This window comes from Nonomuraea sp. NPDC049141, assembly GCF_040648415.1.
Taxonomy (GTDB): domain Bacteria; phylum Actinomycetota; class Actinomycetes; order Streptosporangiales; family Streptosporangiaceae; genus Nonomuraea.
In genome coordinates, this window is the sequence record NZ_JBEZDR010000014.1 from 213,778 (window position 1) to 233,198 (window position 19,421).

The 19,421-nt window shown below is 69.2% G+C and carries 17 protein-coding genes and 1 pseudogene; 8 read left to right on the top strand and 10 right to left on the bottom strand.

The window, feature by feature from the left end; all coding sequences use genetic code 11:
- Window positions 1-113 precede the first annotated feature (113 nt).
- Window positions 114-554, bottom strand: coding sequence for a hypothetical protein (locus tag AB0B91_RS37810; protein ID WP_358330346.1), 441 nt, complete (start codon window positions 552-554; stop codon window positions 114-116).
- 176 nt (window positions 555-730) lie between these two features.
- Between AB0B91_RS37810 and AB0B91_RS37815 the strand changes: the two genes are divergently transcribed.
- From AB0B91_RS37815 to AB0B91_RS37835, 5 genes and pseudogenes are all read left to right on the top strand, one after another.
- Window positions 731-1,981 (top strand): sensor histidine kinase, encoded by a 1,251-nt coding sequence (locus AB0B91_RS37815; RefSeq protein WP_358330349.1) that lies wholly within the window; start codon window positions 731-733, stop codon window positions 1,979-1,981.
- The gene (locus AB0B91_RS37820) at window positions 1,966-2,640 is read left to right on the top strand and encodes a response regulator transcription factor (protein WP_358330352.1); all 675 of its coding nucleotides are present in this window, start codon (window positions 1,966-1,968) and stop codon (window positions 2,638-2,640) included. The genes AB0B91_RS37815 and AB0B91_RS37820 overlap by 16 nt, the downstream gene beginning before the upstream one ends.
- 63 nt (window positions 2,641-2,703) lie before the next feature.
- Window positions 2,704-2,757: pseudogene (locus AB0B91_RS37825) on the top strand (hypothetical protein); the annotation flags it as partial.
- A 34-nt stretch (window positions 2,758-2,791) separates the two neighbouring features.
- Window positions 2,792-3,262 carry a TetR/AcrR family transcriptional regulator gene (locus tag AB0B91_RS37830; RefSeq protein WP_358330355.1) on the top strand — a complete coding sequence of 157 codons (471 nt, stop codon included), beginning with the start codon at window positions 2,792-2,794 and terminating at the stop codon, window positions 3,260-3,262.
- Between the two features lie 15 nt (window positions 3,263-3,277).
- Window positions 3,278-3,817, top strand: a complete 540-nt coding sequence (locus tag AB0B91_RS37835) for a hypothetical protein (protein WP_358330358.1) — start codon at window positions 3,278-3,280, stop codon at window positions 3,815-3,817.
- Window positions 3,818-3,838: 21 nt separating this feature from the next.
- Here the strand turns inward: AB0B91_RS37835 and AB0B91_RS37840 are convergent, their stop codons facing one another.
- The 3 genes from AB0B91_RS37840 to AB0B91_RS37850 all read right to left on the bottom strand — a co-directional run bounded on the left by AB0B91_RS37840 (window position 3,839) and on the right by AB0B91_RS37850 (window position 8,057).
- Window positions 3,839-4,708 carry a hypothetical protein gene (locus AB0B91_RS37840; RefSeq protein WP_358330361.1) on the bottom strand — a complete coding sequence of 290 codons (870 nt, stop codon included), beginning with the start codon at window positions 4,706-4,708 and terminating at the stop codon, window positions 3,839-3,841.
- A gap of 253 nt (window positions 4,709-4,961) precedes the next feature.
- On the bottom strand, window positions 4,962-6,509 hold the full coding sequence (gene guaA, locus AB0B91_RS37845; RefSeq protein ID WP_358330363.1) for a glutamine-hydrolyzing GMP synthase: 1,548 nt from the start codon (window positions 6,507-6,509) through the stop codon (window positions 4,962-4,964).
- Window positions 6,510-6,563: 54 nt separating this feature from the next.
- A complete protein-coding gene (locus tag AB0B91_RS37850; protein ID WP_358330366.1) occupies window positions 6,564-8,057 on the bottom strand; it encodes a DUF885 family protein in 1,494 nt (497 codons plus the stop codon).
- 124 nt (window positions 8,058-8,181) lie between these two features.
- Here AB0B91_RS37850 and AB0B91_RS37855 point away from each other — a divergent pair, with 124 nt between their 5' ends.
- Window positions 8,182-8,922, top strand: a complete 741-nt coding sequence (locus AB0B91_RS37855; RefSeq protein ID WP_358330369.1) for an N-acetyltransferase — start codon at window positions 8,182-8,184, stop codon at window positions 8,920-8,922.
- Here the strand turns inward: AB0B91_RS37855 and AB0B91_RS37860 are convergent.
- The 3 genes from AB0B91_RS37860 to AB0B91_RS37870 are packed head-to-tail and all read right to left on the bottom strand — an operon-like array spanning window position 8,919 to window position 11,817.
- Window positions 8,919-9,677 carry an MBL fold metallo-hydrolase gene (locus AB0B91_RS37860; RefSeq protein WP_358330372.1) on the bottom strand — a complete coding sequence of 253 codons (759 nt, stop codon included), beginning with the start codon at window positions 9,675-9,677 and terminating at the stop codon, window positions 8,919-8,921. The genes AB0B91_RS37855 and AB0B91_RS37860 overlap by 4 nt on opposite strands.
- A 37-nt stretch (window positions 9,678-9,714) precedes the next feature.
- Entirely contained in the window at window positions 9,715-10,296 is a 582-nt protein-coding gene (locus AB0B91_RS37865; RefSeq protein ID WP_358330375.1) for a TetR/AcrR family transcriptional regulator, read from the bottom strand.
- Between the two features lie 15 nt (window positions 10,297-10,311).
- Window positions 10,312-11,817, bottom strand: a complete 1,506-nt coding sequence (locus AB0B91_RS37870; protein WP_358330378.1) for a succinic semialdehyde dehydrogenase — start codon at window positions 11,815-11,817, stop codon at window positions 10,312-10,314.
- A 74-nt stretch (window positions 11,818-11,891) separates the two neighbouring features.
- On the opposite strand from AB0B91_RS37870, the gene AB0B91_RS37875 reads away from it, so the two are divergent.
- Together AB0B91_RS37875 and AB0B91_RS37880 are read left to right on the top strand one after the other, a co-directional pair.
- Window positions 11,892-14,141: a protein kinase gene (locus tag AB0B91_RS37875; RefSeq protein WP_358330381.1), complete on the top strand. Its 2,250-nt coding sequence runs from the start codon at window positions 11,892-11,894 to the stop codon at window positions 14,139-14,141.
- Between the two features lie 38 nt (window positions 14,142-14,179).
- On the top strand, window positions 14,180-16,150 hold the full coding sequence (locus AB0B91_RS37880; RefSeq protein WP_358330384.1) for a beta-propeller domain-containing protein: 1,971 nt from the start codon (window positions 14,180-14,182) through the stop codon (window positions 16,148-16,150).
- A 50-nt stretch (window positions 16,151-16,200) separates the two neighbouring features.
- On the opposite strand, the gene AB0B91_RS37885 is transcribed toward AB0B91_RS37880, so the two are convergent.
- From AB0B91_RS37885 to AB0B91_RS37895, 3 genes are all read right to left on the bottom strand, one after another.
- On the bottom strand, window positions 16,201-16,695 hold the full coding sequence (locus AB0B91_RS37885; protein WP_358330387.1) for a DinB family protein: 495 nt from the start codon (window positions 16,693-16,695) through the stop codon (window positions 16,201-16,203).
- Window positions 16,695-18,425 (bottom strand): glycerol-3-phosphate dehydrogenase/oxidase, encoded by a 1,731-nt coding sequence (locus AB0B91_RS37890; RefSeq protein ID WP_358330390.1) that lies wholly within the window; start codon window positions 18,423-18,425, stop codon window positions 16,695-16,697. The genes AB0B91_RS37885 and AB0B91_RS37890 overlap by 1 nt, the downstream gene beginning before the upstream one ends.
- Window positions 18,426-18,547: 122 nt before the next feature.
- The gene (locus tag AB0B91_RS37895) at window positions 18,548-19,318 is read right to left on the bottom strand and encodes a DeoR/GlpR family DNA-binding transcription regulator (protein ID WP_358330393.1); all 771 of its coding nucleotides are present in this window, start codon (window positions 19,316-19,318) and stop codon (window positions 18,548-18,550) included.
- Between the last annotated feature and the right edge of the window lie 103 nt (window positions 19,319-19,421).

Here is a 19,421-nt window from a genome sequence, read left to right on the forward strand (position 1 = left end):
ACAGAAATTTTTAGTTTGACGTAGATCTGGTACGCCAAACTAAAAATGACTTGTAGTTGGAAGGATGGCCAGCGACAGTTGAAGGCTACTTACGCCACCCGCTCCTGAGGTGGTCAGTGCGCCTTGGGGAAGGCGGCGCGCAGTTCGGACCGGTTGACGATGAACGCGGCTGGTACGAGGGCGAGCGCACCTGCGACCTGCATCGCGACGAACCACAGCGGGAGGGCGCCGGGGATGCCGTCGATCGCGACGATCGCGATCGGCACGATGACGGAGATGATGCGCACGCGTACGTAAGCCCATTGTGCTCCCCGTGAGGCGAGGACGGTCAGCCAGTAGGTCACCACGGCGCTCGCGAACATCCCACCGGTCCGGCCCCACATGAACGAAGTCACCTCGCGACCCAGGACCGAGAGGACGACGACCACGATGAGGACGGCGACACTGAGCGCGCCGTAGGCAGCGACGAATCTCTTCACCTTGCCGAAGGCCTGTTGGGTGTGCGGGTGGTTGACGTGGCCGACCTCGGCCGTGGTGCGGTTGGGGGTTTCCATGTCGGATTCTTCCTCGTGTTGTCTGGACTGGTGTCGACGTTAGGAAGCGCGACGGGTGATGCGGTATGCGGCTGGACGTACAGGTGGGTGGGGCTAGACCCACTTCACAGCCGATCTGGCGGGGACACGGCTCTGTGCGGTGCACAGTGAAAGCACCGAAGCGAGAAGGAAGAGTCATGCGACAGTGGGTGGCGAGTGTCGCCGTGGGGTTCGTGCGCGCTTGCGTAGTGATGGTCGTCAGCATGCTGATCCCGGCTGTGTGGGCCGGTGCCGTGGCGCTGTGGATCTGGTGGTGGGGCGGGAACCCGTGGTCGGGGATAGCGCCGTTCTTGTGGGCATGTATCGGCACGTTCGCCCTGTCCCGCCCGGTGTGCCGGATGATCCGCTCCCTCGTCGCGAAGTGGACGGGCACCGTCATTCCCGCCGTATACCGGCAGCCCGGTCCGGTCACACAGATGTCGACCGGGTACTGGTGGAACGGCTACTCCTACGAGCGCACCAGCCGCGACGCCCGCCTCGATCAGCAGTGGCGAACCCGGTGGCGCGATCCCGCCCTCTGGCGTGACCTGCGATTCACCGCGATCGCGCCGGTCACCGCGGGCGTGATCGCCGCGGTCCCGCCGGCCGGAGCCGCGGCAGCGGTTTTCGGGCTGTTTCAGTCGTCGCCCACCATCTTTGTTGCCGGCGCGGTCGTGGCCGTCGCCAGTGCTCCGTACGCCTGGCGGGCCGTCGAGCCGGTAGCCGTCCGATTCCTGCGCCCGTCGACCGGGATGAACGCGATGACGCTGGCCGACCGGGTGGATGAGCTGACGGCCCAGCGCGCCGACACCACGATCGCGCAGGCCGCCGAGATCCGCCGGATCGAGCGGGACCTGCACGACGGGGCGCAGGCCCGCCTGGTCGCGCTCGGCCTCTCTCTGGCGACCGCGGAGAAACTGATGGAAACCGACCCCGACCAGGCCAAGGCGCTTATGCGGGAAGCGCGAGCCGGCGCCACCACGTCACTGACCGAGCTCCGCGAACTGGTCAAGGGAATCAACCCGCCGGTGCTGACCGAACGAGGGCTCGTCGACGCCGTCCGCGCACTCGCGCTGGACAGTCCGCTCGAAACGGCTGTCAGCACCGACGTTCAGCTACGACTGGACCCGCCGATCGAGTCCGCCCTGTACTTCGGAGTCGCCGAACTGCTGACCAACGCGGTCAAGCACGCCCACGCGACCCGGGCCCGCATCTCCATCGCCCGGGACGACACCGGCGTCGTCGTCGAGGTCGAAGACAACGGCCGGGGCGGGGCCGACGTGCGACCCGGCGGCGGACTCGCGGGGCTGCACCGCCGCCTCGCGGTCTTCGACGGTGCCCTGGAGGTCACCAGTCCGGAAGGCGGTCCGACCCGCGCGAGAATGGTGGTGCCATGCGCATCGTTGTAGCCGAAGACCTCTACCTCCTGCGCGACGGGATGGTCCGCCTCCTCCAGGCGTACGGACACCAGGTGGTGGCGACCGCGTCCACCGGACCCGAGACGCTCGACGCACTGCTGACGTGGCGGCCGGACGTGTCCATCGTCGATGTCCGCATGCCGCCGACCCAGTCGGACGAGGGCCTGCGGGCCGCTCTCGCCGCCCGCGGCGAGGTCCCCGGGCTGCCGATCCTGATCCTTTCTCAGCACGTCGAACAGCTGTACGCCCGCGAACTCCTGGCCGACGGCTCCGGTGGCATCGGCTACTTCCTCAAGGACAGCGTGTTCGACGCCGACCAGTTCATCGACGCCCTGGAACGCGTCGCCGGTGGCGGGACCGCCATGGACCCGGCCGTCATCGCCAAACTGCTGTCCAGCGGCTCCTCTAACCGACGACTCGGACAGCTCACCGAACGCGAACACTCCGTGCTCAGCCTCATGGCGGAAGGACTGTCCAATCAGGCCATCGGCCAGCGGCTCTTCCTCAGTGAGAGCGCCATCAGCAAGTACACCACCTCCCTGTTCGGCAAGCTCGGCATCACCGATGACGACAACAACAACCGCCGCGTGCTCGCCGTTCTCACCTACCTGAACCAGCCCGGAGTTGTTAATCAATCGGATGATCGATAGCTGGTCGGCATGGCGGCAGGTGAGGTTGGCGGTAAGCGCAACGCGGCGCACACCAAGGAGCGCATGCTCGATGCCGCTCTCGACGAGTTCTCCGCCAAGGGCTACTCCGGTGCCCGCACCGCCGCCATCGCCAAGCGCGCCGGGGTCAAACGTGCAGCTGATCTCGTACTACTTCGGCGGCAAGGAAGGTCTCTTGGAGGAGCTCCGCCGGAGTTGGCGGGAGCGGCACGGTCAACCCGCGCCGACCACGACGGCCGAGCCGTTCCAGGAGAACTTCCGCGCGGCGCTGAACGCCACGCTGCAGGACCCGCGCAGGGCCCGTCTGATCGTCTGGCAGGCGCTCGGCGACTACCCCGGCGACGCGGATGCCTTGGCGGCTGAATGGCACAAGGTCTCGGCATCGGCTGTCGAGCAGATGCGGGCCCGTCAGGCGGTGGGCGAGGTCGGCGACGAGCTCGAGCCAGAGTTCCTGGCGTTGCTCTCCTTCCTCCTGGCCTTCGCGCCGGTGGCGCTGCCACAGGTGATCGAGGCGATCTATGGGGTGGATCCGCTGTCAGCCGAGTACCGGGAACGGGTGAGCAGGCAGTTGTTCTCGTTGATGGGCGTACAGCCGAACCTGTGAGAAGCGACGTCGCCTATGTCCGCGACCCCGGCACAGAGGCGGCGAAGGCACTCGCCGCCAAGGGCGCCCGATGCGGACTTCAAGGTCGACCACGCCTCCGCGAAGCAGGTCGTCCAGCGCTACATCACCGAGCAGGGTGTGCATTTCAACGGTCTTCAGCCGGTGTGCTTCATGGAGAACGCGCTCAACGTGGGCTTCAACCCGCTGAACACGGGCGTCTACGGTGCGACCAGCCTGGAGGCCGCGGAGATTCTGGCCGAGGTCATCGGCACGGACCTGCCGTACGAGACCACCCCCATCCCGCTGGTACGCCAGTGGGCGGGTGACGAGATCGCCGACATGTTCCAGAGCTTCGAGGACAGCCCGGTACACACGGACATCACCGCATTGCACGCGGAGTTCCCCGGCGTGCGGTGGCACTCGTTCAGAGACTGCGGGTCGACATCCCGTCAGGCGGCGCCCCACCGTGGCGCAGCGTCCGGAGGCAACGTCCGGGCGATGCCTCCGGACGAGGAGCTACGGCCGTCTCCCAGAACGCGGAAGCACCCCGGGTGACGAAATTCTCGATCCGAGCTCTTAGTTCTTGCTCCAGATCGCCGCGTAGACATTGTCCTCGACGTTCACCATCGTGGGGTGGTAACCCAGCCCCTTCAACTCGATGGACTTGAGCTTGTAGGTCACACGGGACAGCTGCAGGTACTCCTTCAGGCCGGTCGAACCGACCTTGCCCCACACGGTGGAGTAGAGCTTGCCGGGCTCGACGGCCATGGCGATGGGGCTCAGCCCCTGCTTCGCCCGCGCCAGGAGCTCCTTGCCGCGCTGCTCCACGGTCTGGCCGGTGGTCACCTGGACGGTTCCCGCGACGGCGCCGGCCGCCCAAACGGCCGCGTAGAGCGGCTTCTCGGCCGTGCCGTACACGTCCAGCGAGGCAATGGTGTAACCGGCGGCGCTGAGCTGGGTATTGACGGTCGCCAAGGTGTCCTTGGTCAGGTCGGTCCTGGACTGGAGCTTGCGAGTGGTCTTCTCGAAGACCGCCGCGAAGACGGCGCCCGCGCCCGTACCCGTACCAGTGATCAGCGTGGGCTGGAAGCCCAGCTTCTGCTGTTCGGTGACGCGCTTCGGCAGGTCGGTGACCGACAGGTCCTGCAGGACGTTCACCTTGCGGGTGGCGTCCTTGACCCATACGGAGGTGTACTCCGGGTTGGCCGCGTTGGTCACGCTCAACGCCGAGGGAACGTAGCCCTTCCCCAGCAACTGCTTGATGCGCTGCAGGTGCGCGGTCTCGGTGAGTCCCTGGAGGGAGAGCCAGTCCAGCGGCAGGTTCTGGACGGACTGGACGGTCTTGGCGGACCGCTCGGCGAGAGCCGGAGACGAGAGCGCCAGCAACGGAGCCGTGGCAGCCGCGAGCGCCGTGGTGACAGCGATGATCCGCGCAGTGTTCCTCATGGTCCTCCTTAGGTAAAGGTTGTCCCAAAAGCGGGACAAGAAGCGACCATAACAAAGAATGAGCGCAAGTTGACCATCTGTCACCATGAACATGACAAAAACTTGTCAAGAAGCCGCAAACTGGACGACCGCAACCAGAGGAACCTTCATGTTTTGGCCGGTCACCGTCGTGCCCAACCCACGCTCTCAGGTCAACAAGGCACACAAGCGATTGGGGTGCCAGCTTGTGGCCTGGGATCTGACCGTCGGGACGTCACTCCCACTCGATGGTGCCCGGCGGCTTGCTCGTCACATCGAGCACCACCCGGTTCACGTCACGGACCTCGTTGGTGATGCGAGTGGAGATCCGGGACAGCACGTCATAGGGCACCCGCGACCAGTCGGCCGTCATCGCGTCCTCGGAAGTCACCGGCCGCAGCACCACCGGATGCCCGTACGTACGCCCATCCCCCTGCACACCTACCGACCGCACGTCAGCAAGCAGCACCACCGGGCACTGCCAGATCTCCCGGTCGAGCCCGGCGCGAGACAGCTCCTCGCGGGCGATCGCGTCGGCCTCGCGCAGCAGGTCGAGGCGCTCCCGCGTGACCTCGCCGACGATGCGGATGCCCAGCCCCGGGCCGGGGAACGGCTGGCGCCACACCATCGCCGCCGGCAGCCCGAGCTCCTCGCCCGCCCGCCGCACCTCGTCCTTGAACAGCGTCCGCAGCGGCTCCACCAGCTTGAACTGCAGGTCCTCGGGCAGGCCGCCGACATTGTGGTGCGACTTGATGTTGGCGGTGCCCGTGCCGCCGCCGGACTCCACCACGTCGGGGTAGAGCGTGCCCTGCACCAGGAAGTCGACGGGACCGTCGGCCATGATCGCGCGCTGCTCGTCCTCGAAGACCCGGATGAACTCGCGACCGATGATCTTGCGCTTGTCCTCCGGGTCGCTGACGCCGTCGAGCGCCTTGAGGAAGCGGTCGGCGGCGTCGACGACGCGGAGCTTGACGCCCGTGGCGCGGACGAAGTCGCGTTCGACCTGCTCGGCCTCGCCCTTGCGCAGCAGGCCGTGGTCGACGAACACGCAGGTCAGCCGGTCGCCGATGGCCCGCTGGACCATCGCGGCGGCCACCGCCGAGTCGACGCCGCCGGACAGCGCGCAGATCGCGCGGCCGTCGCCGACCTGCTGGCGGACCGCCTCGACAGCGTCTTCGACGATGTTGAGCATGGTCCAGGTGGGGCGGCAGCCGGCCGCGTCGAGGAAGTGCTTGAGCACCGCCTGGCCGTGCTCGGAGTGGAGCACCTCAGGGTGGAACTGCACGCCGTAGAGCCCGCGCCCGGCGTCCTCGAAGGCGGCGACGGGGGTCTGATTGGTCGAGGCGGTCACGGTGAAGCCGTCGGGGGCGGCGGCCACGCTGTCGCCGTGGGACATCCAGACCTTCTGCGCGATGGGCAGCCCGGCGAAGATCACGCCCTCGCTGAGCACGTCGAGGTCGGTGCCGCCGTACTCGGCGACGCCCGTCTGGGCGACCTCGCCGCCCAGTGCCTGGGCCATGGCCTGGAAGCCGTAGCAGATGCCGAACGTCGGCACGCCCGTCGAGAACAGCCCGTGGGGCACGGCGGGCGCGCCCTCGGCGTAGACCGAGGAGGGCCCGCCGGACAGGATGATCGCCTTGGGCTTCTTGGCCAGCATCTCCTCGACCGGCATCGTCGAGGGGACGATCTCGGAGTAGACATGGCACTCACGCACCCGCCTGGCGATCAGCTGCGCGTACTGCGCGCCGAAGTCGACGACGAGCACTGTGTCGAACTCAGACACCGAGAGGACCCCCCAAAGGCGAATGCGGTGCTCCAAGTGTATCGGGGGGTGAACCTAGAGGATGCTGCCGATCAGCCCCAACGGCGGCGAGCCCAGGTCGAACAGGGCCTTGTGGAAGCGCTGCAGCGTGAAGCCCGCGCCCCACTCCTTGCGCGCCTGCTCGCGTAGGTCGAGGATGAGCAGCTTGCCCCAGGTGTAGCGGCCATAGGTGGGGTCGAACGTGGCCCGCCTCGCCTCCGACAGCGCGGCCGGTCCGGCCAGGTTCGTGTCGGACTCGAAGCGCCGGGCACCGTCCTCGACCGTCATCTGGCCGGTGTGCACGCCGATGGCACAGGCCAGCCGGGTGACGCGGATCAGCGCCTCCATCCAGACGCCGATCTCGAAGCGCGGGTCCTCGGCCTCGAACCCCTCCTCGACGCACAGCTCCTCGGCGTAGTGCGCCCAGCCCTCGGTGAACGACATCGACTGCAGCAGCCGCCGGACGTCTGATCCGGCGCGACGCAGGGCGCGGCCGTGCGAGAAGTGCCCGGGGGCGACCTCGTGGACGTTGATCGCGGGCAGCGTGGTGTCGCTGAAGACCTCCAGCCACTCCTCGATGTCCCGCGCGGGCCAGGAGGGGTCGGGCGGGGTGATGTGGTAGTAGGAGGGGCCCTCCGGCTCTCCGGGAGAGTTCCACGACATCATCGCCATCGCCCAGCGGCGCGACGGGGGCGCCAGGCCGACCAGGCACTCACCGTCGTGGTAGGGCACCAGGTCCTTCTCGCGGGTGAACGCGATGGCCTTCTCGGTGCCGATCCTGGCCGCCTCGATGACGCCGTCGGCGTCGGGGTGCTGCTTGACCAGCTCGCGTACGACGTCGAGCGGCGGCTCGCCCCGGCGCCCCAGCTTGGCGCAGGACTCGGTGAGCAGGGCCATGAGCCGGTCACGCTCGGCGTCGGCGCGCTCGGCCAGCCGGCCGAGGTCGACGGGGAGCCCCTCGGTGGCGCCCATCAGCCGGGCCAGCGCGTCACCGCCGAGCGACGCGTCGGGATCGCCGACCGCCGCCGCCCGTTCGACGTGCGCGACCAGCAGGCCGTGCGCGTCGAGCGCGGCCGCATCCGTGACACCGGCGGACAGCCCCTGGACGACTGTGACCAGCGATCTCGCGACGGGCGCGCTGACCCGGTCGAGCGCGGCGATCGCGTTCGTCACCGCCTCCGGCCAGAGCGCCAGGTGCGCGGCCCTGGCGGCCGCGCGCTCGGCCTCCGGCGCGTAGTCGCGGTCGTAGCAGGCCAGGTCGAGGTTCGACAGGTGGGGCAGCGGGTTGCTGCGATGCAGCTCCAGCTCGCCGAACTGGGTGCGCAGGCCGTCCTCGAAGATCCGGAGATGCGCCGAGTCGTACGGGTCGGCCGGTGCGGCGCCTTCGCCAAGCCGCGCCAGTCCAGCCCGTACGCCTTCCGGCGACAGGTCCTGGATCCTGCCGTCGTACTCGTGCCTGCCGCCCGTTTCGCGCGCTTCGGCCACGTTCAGATCTGTGATGGCACGGAGCCTGGGGTCGAGTTCCGTCATGCCGCCGACGCTAGCGCACGTCCTTGATCTTGAGGAGTCCAGCGAGAGCAGTACAGCGAGGCCCGTCCAGCGGCCGTTGGAAATGTGATGAGAGCCGGTCGCGGGAGATGTGACAATGATCCGCATGTCGCTCCGGATCACCACGCTCGCCGAGCGTCCCGAGTTCGCGCCCACGTTATGGGAGATGGACAGCTCATGGCGCGTCTTCATGCTCAACGACCCGATCGCCGACCTGTTCTACCCGGTCGCCGCGACGGACTACGCCGAATACGTGCTGGTGGCCGATGACGACGCCGAACCCGGCCGGATGGTGGCCAGAGCGTGCATGATCCCCTTCGCGACCAGGGGCGCCGAGCTGCCCGACGACGGCTGGGACGGGGTGATCCGCCACGGATGGCTGGCCGTCAAGCGGGACCGCCCCCTGGACGCCGTCTCCGCGCTGGAGATCACCGTCAGGAGCGACCTGCTGGGCTCGGGGCTGTCACCGCTGATGCTGGCCGCGATGCGCGACCAGGCCGCGCGGCTGGGGTTCGGCGAGCTGGTGGCGCCAGTCCGGCCGAACCAGAAGCACCTCGAACCGCACACGCCCATGACGGAGTACGCCTTCAGGTCCCGGGACGACGGCCTGCCGCATGACGCCTGGCTGCGCGTGCACGTGCGGGCCGGGGCGAAGATCGTCAAGGTCGCGCCGCGCTCGATGGTGATCCCGGGCACGCTCGACGAGTGGCGCGGGTGGACCGGCCTGCCGTTCGACCGGCCCGGTCCGGTCGAGGTCCCTGGCGCGCTCAACCCCGTGCACTGCGACGTGGCGCACGACCACGCCGTCTACGTCGAGCCGAACGTCTGGGTCAGCCATCCGCTCTAAGAGAGAGTCACCCCTTCGCCCGGCTCCAGCAGGTGCGCGCGGTCGCCGAGCGCGGCGAGGGACTTGACCAGCGTGTCCCGGCCCTGCGTGAAATGCCCCCAATGCTCAAAGTGCAGCGGCACCACGTGACGGGCGCCCAGGATCTCGGCCGCCTCCGCCACGTCGTCGCTGGTCAGCGTGAGGTACGCGTCACCCACCAGCGGCGTCCGCGCGCCTCCGGCGAACAGCACCGCCACGTCCACCGCCCCGACGCGCCCCGCGATGTCCCTGACCACGTCCAGCGAGGCGTTGTCCCCGCTCACGTACACGGTCGGCAGCCCCTCGCCGCTCAGCACGAACCCGGTCACCTCGCCCACCAGGTGCTCGCTCCCGTCGGGCCCGTGCTGCGCGGGCACGCCGGTCACCCGCAGCGCACCGCCGCCGGGACGTACGAGATCGGTGTGCGTCCAGTTCGGCAGCGCCCGGACCGGCTCGCCGATCCGCTCGGCCGCCGACCCCGTCGACAGCACCACCGGCGCTGAGGGCAGGAAGGCGCGTCCGGCCTTGTCGAGATTGTCGGGATGCTGGTCGTGTGAGAGCAGCACGGCGTCCACGGTCCCGGCGTCGCCGGGCCCGAACGCCGGTCCGGCCGTCTTGACCAGCGCCCGGTTCCCGATCGGGTAGTCACCCGGCGGGTCGAATGTGGGGTCGGTCAGCAGCCGCACCCCACCGATCTCCAGAACCGCGGTCGGGCCACCCACGTAACGAATCTCCATGGAGATCACGACACCCGCGCCGGACGCGATATTCCGCTCACGCGCGCAGGCCGTCGATGATCCGCCGCATGGTCCGGTGGCAGAGCGCGCGGAACCCGGCCTCGTCCATCGCGACGCGTCCGCTCAGGTACTGCTGGACCAGCCCCTGCGCACACGACGTGACGGCCAGCGCCACCTCCAGCGGGTCGTCGCGACGCAGCATGCCGGTACGCATCCCCTCCTCGACGAACTCGACGACCACGGTGAACGGCGGCCCCTGCCCGTCGTGGAAGTCCTCGGGGAAACGCCGCGCCTGCGCCCAGGCGTCCGACATCAGGAACGTGTACAGGTGCGGCCGGCCGAGCGCGAAGTCGAGGAAGCCGTCGAGCAGTACGTCGATCCGCTCCACAAGGGTGCCGGACCTCGGGAGTCGCGCCCATTCCGAGGCCAGTTCGCGACCGCTGGCGGTGGCGACGGCCCGCAGCAGCGCCTCGCGGTTCGGGTAGTGGCGGTAGATGGCCATCGCGGTGACGCCGACGGCCTCGCCGACCCGGCGCATGCTCACCGCCTCGGCGCCCTGCTCGACGAGGATCCGCCGCGCGACGTCCGCGATGCGGGCGGCCGTTCCCTGCTCCTTCACGTATACAACGTATACCTACTTCAGGTGGAGCCTCTTCATGGTCTTCAGGGTGGTGACCAGGACGTTCGCCCATTTGTCGTACGTCATCGCGAAGGGTGGCTCGAAGCCCAGCCAGGTGGCCTGCGCGGCGACGGTCTGCGCCTCGGTGTAGCGGAGCAGGCCCTCGGCGCCGTGCCTGCGGCCCAGCCCGGACGCCTTCATGCCGCCCATGGGCGCGTCATAGGAGGCGTACGCCGAGCCGTACCCCTCGTTGATGTTGACCGTGCCCGCCTTGATCCTGGTGGCGAGCGCGCGCCCGCGCGCCAGGTCGGAGGTCCAGACGGAGGCGTTGAGCCCGTAGATGGTGTCGTTGGCCAGCGCGACCGCCTCGTCGTCCGAGGAGAACCGGTAGAGGCCGACCACCGGCCCGAACGTCTCGTTGCGGCAGAGCCGCATGTCCTCGGTGATCCCGGTGAGCACGGTCGGCTCGTAGAACAGCGGGCCGAGGTCGGGCCTGGCCTTGCCGCCGGTCAGCACCGTGGCGCCGTTGGCCACGGCGTCGTCCACATGCGCGCTGATCGCGTCCAGCTGACGCTGTGAGGTGAGCGAGCCCATCTGGACCGACCAGTCGTGGCCCGTGCCCAGCTTCAGTCCGGCCGTCTGCTCGGCGAAGCGCGCCGCGAAGGCGTCGAACACGGCGGTGTGCACGTACAGGCGCTCGATCGACAGGCAGAGCTGGCCCGCGTTGGTGAAGCAGGCGCGGATCGCGCCCTGGACGGCGAGGTCCAGGTCGGCGTCGTCGAGCACCACCATCGGGTTCTTGCCGCCGAGCTCCAGCGAGCAGCCGATGAGCCGCTTGGCGGCCTCCTCGGCGATCTTCCTGCCGCCCCGGGTGGAGCCGGTGAAGGCCACGTAGTCGGCGCCGTCGAGCAGCGCGTCGCCGACCTCGGCGGGCTCGCCGAGCACGACCTGCCAGACTTCGCGGGGCAGCCCCAGCTCGGCCAGCAGGTCGATGGTCCACAGCGTCGACAGGGCGGTCTGGGTGTCGGGCTTGTGCACGATGGCGTTGCCCGCCAGCAGCGCGGGCACGGCGTCGGTGACGCCCAGGGAGAGTGGGTAGTTCCACGGCGTGATCAGCGCGACCACGCCCTTGGGCTGGCGCAGCTCCATCACCCGGGTGGCCACGGGGAAGATGCCGGCCCGCCGGCGCGGGGCGAGGAGGCCGGGGGCGCGCCGGGCGAAGTAGAGGCTGCAGCCCGCCACGTCCAGCACCTCTTCGAAGGCGTGCTTACGGGCCTTGCCGGTCTCGTTCTGGACGATGTCGAGGATCTCGTCCCTGCGGTCCAGGATCGCGTCGTGCAGGAGCAGGAACGGCCGCGCCCGCTCCGCGATCGGCCGCGCGGCCCACTCCGCCTGTGCCGACCTGGCCTTCTCATATGCCGCACGTACGTCATCCGGCCCGGAAACGGGCAGTTGAGCGAGGGGTTCGCCGGTGAACGGTGCGGTGATCTCGGTGGTCTTGCCGCTGGACGTCACGTGCATAGGAAGCAGGGTATTCCGGATCGCTACTGGCGGGTAGTTTTTGCCAATCCGTGGCATGGGGACAGAATCCCTTCATGCCAACCTTCGCGCCACTCAGACCGGGAGACCCCGAGAGGCTGGGCGGTCTGCCCCTCCTAGGCCGGCTGGGCGAAGGCGGCCAGGGTGTCGTCTACCTGGCCAGAGACCCCGCGGGCACGCACGTGGCCGTCAAGTGGCTGCGCCCCGACCAGGCCGGCGACGAGGTGAGCGTGGGCCGGTTCCTGCGCGAGGTCCAGGTCGCCCAGCAGGTCGCGCCGTTCTGTACCGCCGCGGTGCTCGGCACGGGCATCGAGCACGACCGCCCGTACATCGTCAGCGAGTTCATCGAAGGCCCCTCCCTCCAGAAGGTCGTCCAGGAGGAGGGCCCGCGCACCGGCACGTCCCTGCACCGCCTGGCCATCGGCACGGCGACCGCGCTGGCCGCGATCCACCAGGCCGGGATCGTGCACCGCGACTTCAAACCGGCCAACGTGATCATCGGGGCCGACGGGCCGCGGGTGATCGACTTCGGCATCGCCCGGGCGCTCAACGCCACCTCGACGATCAGCAGCATGCCGGTGGGCACGCCTTCGTACATGCCGCCCGAGCAGGTGATGGGGCACACCGTCGGGCCGGCCGCCGACCTGTTCTCGTGGGGCAGCACGATGGTGTTCGCCGCCTCCGGACGGTCACCGTTCGGCAGCGACACGATGCCCGCGGTGATCAACCGGGTGCTGAACCACCAGCCGGACCTCGGCGTGCTGCAGGGTCCGCTGCTCGACGTGGTGGCCGCGTGCCTGGCCAAGGATCCGGCGCAGCGGCCGACTGCCGAGCAGGTGATCATGCGCCTGCTGCAGCACCCGGTGCCCAACTCCGGCATGCTCGCCCAGGCAGCGGCGGCGGCCGCCCCGGCGGAGCCCTGGCGCCCGCAGCACAGCCAGCCGCCCGTGACCGGTCAGCTGTCCGGCCCGCCCTCTCCGCTGGGCCAGCCCGCCATGGGCAGCCATCACAGCCAGCCCTCCATGCCCGGCGGGCCTTCCTCGATGCCCGGCGGACCGCCTTCGGCGCCTGGTCACTACGGACCGCCGTCCATGGGCGGCGGGCAACCCTCGATGCCTGGCGGGCCGCCGTCGATGCCTGGTCACCATGGCCAGCCCCTCGGGGGCGGACACCCGCCCACGAACGACCACCGCTCGACGCGCCCGAACTCGTACGACCCCCGCTACGGCCCGAAGAAGAGCCGGGCCCCCATCGTCATCGGCGCGACCGTGACCGTCGCACTGCTCGTACTCGCCGGTGTCGCCGTGATCATCAGCCAGACCAGGCCCCCGGCCTCCCTCACACCCACCGACCGCGTGGCGGCCTCGGCGTCCGCCAGGAAACCCAGCGCCACACCAACGGGCGTACCGCGAACAGGCACGAAGAGACAGCTGCCGGGCGGCTCCATCTCGGTGTACGAGAACGCGGCCGACCCGAGCACGCTGACCTCGTACGAGGTCTACAACAAGAAGGCCGACGACTGGATCGACTACGCCCGCAACTCCCTGCGCGGCACGTTCACGAAGTACTCCCGCAACTGGGAGTCGCTGGTCTCCCCCGACGGCCACTCGCTGGCCGGCCGCGGCCGGAACTACACCTCCGACAACTACGACTCGGTGATCATCACCGACCGGCAGTCGGGCGAGAAAACCTCGATCAAGACCGTGCGCAAGCCGCTGATCAGCAGCATCCGCGCCTGGTCGAAGGACGGCTCGAAGATCCTGCTCAACATCGAGAAGGAGACCGGCAAGGACTGGCTCTACCTCGGCTTCGTCATCGTGGACGTGGAAGCGGAGGACGCCAAGGTGGTCACCGTGGCCGACACCTCGGTCCGCAAGACCGCCTACGGCTGGGACGGCGACGAGGAGGGCGTGGTCAACATGTCCACCGGGCAGGGGCTGCGCTTCTTCGACACCACGGGCAAGGCCACCCGCACCCTGGCGAACATCGGCACGCTGGCCTCCGGCACGCAGGACATCTTCTCCCCCTCCGGCAAAGTCTTCATCACGAACTGCCCCAAGGGCGGCGACGGCGACCACTGCGTCTGGGACGCGCGCAGCGGCGATCGGATCCGCCGGTTCACCTCCGACTGCGACAAGGTCCTCGGCTGGTACGACGAGACCCACCTCTACTGCTGGGAACAGGACAACTCCGTCAGGGACGAGATCCAGGTGGTGGACTTCAAGGGCAAGCTGATCCGCAAGCTGCTCGACATCCCCGAGAACCTTGACTTCAGTCCTGTCTTCACCGTCAATCCCGGTGGATGATCCTGAACCACCCGGCCCGCGGATCCGTCAATGAGGTCATGAAGACGCTGATCCGTACCGTCGTGGCCGGCGCGGCCCTCGCTACGGCCATCTCCGCCTGCACCTCCGCTCCGGGGGGCACGGCGCCCACGAAGCAGCGCCTGCCGGCCATACGCCTGGTCTCCTACAACGGTTGCGACGACATGCTCGCCGGGCTCCGCGAGCACGCGGCGAGCAACGTCAGCCAGTGGGGCTTCGGCGGGGCGGTGCCCATGTTCATGACCCGGGAGAAGTCGGCGACCGCCGACGCCGCCCCGGAGCACTCCTCGACCAACACCCATGAGGCGGGCGTGGACGAGCCCGACCTGGTCAAGACCGACGGCAACCGGGTCATCACGGTCACGGGCGGCACGCTGCGGATCATCGACACGGCCACCAGGAAGGTCACCGGGTCCCTCAAGCTCACCAAGGCCGACGAGCCCGCCTACGCCCCCGCCGACCTGCTCGTCTCGGGCGACCGCGCGCTGGTGCTCTTCAGAGGGGGCGACATCATGTACAAGACGTTCGCCCCCGTCGGCCAGACCAGATACCTGCTCGTGGACCTGGCCGGGGCGGAGCCCAAGCTGCTCGGCACGATCAAGCCGCAGGGCACGTACGTGGACGCCAGGATGGTCGGCTCGACCGTGCGGCTCGTCACCCGCAGCCAGCCCGAGATCACGTTCCCGCAGCCGAAGGAGAACGCCTCCGAGGCCGAGATGAAGCAGGCGAACGAGGCGGCGGTACGCCGGGCGCCGCTCGACGCCTGGCTGCCCAAGATCGAGATCACCGACGCGGCCGGGACCGTCACCAAGAAGGCGGTCGACTGTGCGCGGGTCAGCCATCCGGCCGACTACACCGGCACCTCGCTGCTGACCGTGCACACCATCGACCTGGCCCAGGGGCTCACGGAGGCGGGCACCGACCCGATCAGCCTCGCGGCCGACGGCGACACGGTCTACGGCACCGGCCAGAGCCTCTACGTGACCAGCAACCCGCGCTGGTGGTGGCCGGTCCCGATGGCGGCCGTGGAGGACACGCCCCAGGCCCCCGCCACCGAGCCCGACCCGGCCGAGCCCAGCCCGTCGGCCAAGGTCACCCTCAGCCCCGAGAGCCCCGAGCCCACCCCGACCGCCCCGCCCGAGGAGACCGAGGTACACCGGTTCGACATCGGCAAGCCGGGCCCGCCCTCCTACATCGCCTCGGGCAAGGTGCCGGGACGGCTGCTGAACCAGTACTCGCTGTCGGAGTACGAGGGCAACCTGCGCGTCGCCACCACGCTCACCTCCGAGACCGAGAAGACCAGCGACAGCAGTGTCAGCAGCGTGACGGTGCTCAAGGCCGACACCCTGGACAAGGTGGGCGAAGTAGGCGGCCTGGGCGAGGGTGAGCGCATCTACTCGGTCAGGTTCATCGGCCCGGTCGGTTACTGCGTCACGTTCAAGCAGGTGGACCCGCTCTACACGCTCGACCTGCGCGACCCGGCCGCCCCCAAGGTGACCGGCGAGCTGAAGATCACCGGCTACTCCGCGTACCTGCACCCCGGCAACGACGGCCGGCTGATCGGCATCGGGCAGGAGGCGAGCGACAAGGGCCGGACGCTCGGAACGCAGATCTCGCTCTTCGACGTCAGTAACCCGGCGAGCCCGCGTCGGCTGTCGCAGCTGTTCCAGAAGGACTCGGGCTCCGAGGCCGAGTGGGACCCGCACGCGTTCCTGTACTGGCCCAAGACCGGCCTGTCGGTGATCCCGCTCAACACCTACTCGGAGAAGAACGAGGAGATCGGCGCCATGGTCCTGAAGATCGACGACACCGCGGTGACGAAGCTCGGCATGATCAAGCATCCGGTCCAGAAGCAGAAGGACGCCACGTACCAGCCGAGCATCCAGCGCGCCATGGTCATCGGCGACTCGATCTGGACCGTCTCCACGGACGGCGTCCAGGTCAACGACATGAACACGCTGGCCGAGCAGGCCTACATCCCGCTCCACTGAGCCAGTCCTCCCGCGGAGGGGGCGCCGGCCACCCCGGCCGGCGCCCCGGCTCACTCGCCGGTCGCGCCGTCGGCCAGTTCGCGGGCGATGTCGAGGTGCCCGGCGTGCCTGGCGTACTCCTGCAGCACGTGGAACATGATCCAGGCGAGCGTCGGCGGCCTTCTGGGCGGCTGGAAGCGCCCGATCGTCGCGGCCAGGTCGGCCAGCTCACCCGCCTCGGCCACGACGCGCCTGGACCGCTCGCACTGCTCCAGGAAGAACGCCCTGACCTCGTCATACGGCTCGGTGGCCGACCAGCGTCCATCGGGACCGTCGTCGCCGTAGGGGTCGTCGATCTCCTGGCCCGCGAAGTCCCAGCAGAACCAGCGCCGCTCCATGTAGGCGAGGTGCTTGAGCAGCGCCACCGGCGTCCACCCGGAGGGCACCCGGCTGACCTCGGGCTCCGGCAGCCCGTCGAGCTTGCGCAGGATGACGTCGCGGTAGTAGTCGAGATAGCCCGCGAGCAGTTCCCGCGGATCCGCGAGGTCCTTGGACGGCTCGTCCATCATTGCTCCGGCGTCGCGACGGGCACGATCTCGGGGGCGCCGAGCCGGATCGCGTCGGCCTCCTGGTCGGTGTCCTGCTCCTGGGACAGGCGTTCGGCCTCGACCCGCTTGGTGAAGTACTCGACCTCGCGCTTGACCTGCTCGCCGTCCCAGCCGAGCGGCTCGGCGAGCAGTTCGGCGGCCTCGCGGGCGCTGCCCAGGCCGCGGTGGAAGGTCTCGATCGAGATGTGCGTACGCCTGCTCAGCACGTCGTTGAGATGCCGGGCGCCCTCGTGGGTGGCCGCGTAGACGATCTCCGCGCGCAGGTAGTCGTCGGCCCCGCCGAGCGGCCGGGCCAGCGACCTGTCGCGGTCGATCAGCTCCAGGACCTCGTCGACGAGCGAGCCGTAGCGCTGGAGCAGGTGCTCGATGCGGGCCACGTGCAGGCCCGAGGTGTCGGCGAGCCGGTGGCGGGCGTTCCAGCGGGCCTGGTAGCCCTCGGCGCCCACGAGCGGGATGCGGTCCGTGCACGACCGCGGCACGCGCTGGTCGAGCCCGTGGGCGACGGCATCGACGGCATCCTTCGCCATAACCCGATAAGTCGTATATTTTCCGCCGGCGATCATCACCAGGCCGGGGACCGGATGCGCCACCACGTGCTCGCGCGACAGCTTCGATGTCTCCTCCGACTCCCCCGACAGCAGCGGGCGCAGCCCCGCGTAGACCCCCTCGACGTCGTCACGCGTCAGCGGCACGGACAGCACGGCGTTGACGTGGTCGAGCAGGTAGTCGATGTCGACCCTCGACGCCACGGGATGCGCCTTGTCCAGCCTCCACTCGGTGTCGGTGGTGCCGATGATCCAGTGCCGTCCCCACGGAATCACGAAAAGTACCGATTTTTCGGTGCGAAGGATGATCCCGGTGAGCGAGTGGATCCGGTCGCGCGGCACCAGCAGGTGGATCCCCTTCGACGCGCGCACGTGGATCTGGCCCCGGCCGCCGACCAGCTCCTGGATGTCGTCGGTCCACACGCCCGTGGCGTTGACCACCTGCCGGGCGCGTACCTCCAGCTCGGCGCCGGTCTCCAGGTCGCGCACCCGTACGCCGGTGACCCGCTCCCCCTCGCGCAGGAACCCCACGACCTGCGCCCGCGGCGCCACGTGCGCGCCGTAGGTGGCGGCCGTCCGCAGCATCATCATCACGTAGCGCGCGTCATCGACCTGCGCGTCCCAGTACTGCACCGCGCCGGTGAACGCGGTCCGCTTCAACGCCGGCGCCAGCCGCAACGCCCTGCTCCTGGACAGGTGCCGATGCCCCGGCACCCCGCGCGTCAACCCCGAGGCGAACCCCAGCGCGTCGTACAGGGCCACCCCCGCCCCCACATACGGCCGCTCCCACCCGAAGTGGGTCATCGGAAACAGGAACGGCACGGGCCGCACCAGATGCGGCGCGAGCCGCTGCAACAGCAGCGCCCGCTCCTGGAGCGCCTCTCTGACCAGCTCGAAGTTGAGCTGCTCCAGGTAACGCAGGCCGCCGTGGATCAGCTTGGAGGAACGCGATGACGTACCGGAGGCGAAGTCGCGCGCCTCCACCAGGCCCACGTCGAGCCCTCGGGTGACGGCGTCGAGCGCGACCCCCGCGCCGACCACGCCGCCGCCGACCACGACCAGGTCCAGCTCCCGCTCCGCCATCCGGTCCAGCGCCGCGGTCCGCTCTCCAGGCCCAAGCCGGGCGATTCCCCTTCCCGCCATGACCCTCCTCTTACCCGCCGCAGCCCGTCGTGCGACAAACCGCTCTCTCTTCTTGTACGGCACGCATGGGTTACCCGCCACCCGGCACCAGTGGCGAGGACGGCGACCGAGGCGGGACCCGATCAGGCGCGGATGACCTTGACGCCCGCGTCCGTCAGCTCATTGGCAAGGCTGTCGGAGAGCTGGGCGTCGGTGACGAGGGTGTCGATCTGGTTGGTGGGACAGATGCGGGAGAACGCCCGCTTGCCGATCTTCGAGGAGTCCGCCACCACCACGACCTGCGAGGCGCGGCTGATGAGCAGGTAGTTGACGCTCGCCTCCCCCTCGTGGTGGGCCGAGGCGCCCAGCTCCACGTCGAGCGCGTCCACGCCGAGGAAGGCCACGTCGAGTGTCACCTGTTCGAGCACGCCCGAGGCCAGCGGCCCGATGAGCTCGTAGGACTGCGGCCGGGCCACCCCGCCCGTGACCACGATCTTGACGTGCTGCCGGACGGTGAGCTCGGAGGCGATGTTCAGGGCGTTCGTGACGATGGTGAAGCCCGGCTCCAGCGCCGGGCTGGTCGCCAGCGTGCGGGCCAGCTCGGAGGTCGTGGTGCCGCCGTTGAGCCCGATCACGGCGCCCGGCGAGACGAGTTCGGCCGCGGCGGAGGCGATGCGGTGCTTCTCGTCGGCGTGCCGCGCCGTCTTGTAGCGCAGCGGGAGGTCGTAGCTGACGCTCTGGGCGACCGCGCCGCCCCGCGTGCGCATGAGCATCTGTTGCTGCGCGAGCTGGTCGAAATCACGGCGAATCGTGGCGGTGGAGACGTCGAGCGACTGGGCGGCCTCCTCGACGGAGAGCCGTCCTTCCTGCGCGAGCAGCTCGAGAATCGCGTTCCAACGATCGTAGCGGGACACGATGCCTCCCCTTTGAGATCCGTCGGGAGCAAGCGTTGCACAACCTGGCAGGTCAGGCTACCAGTGCACATTTATGCTCTGTTCTGATATAAAAAAAGCAGAA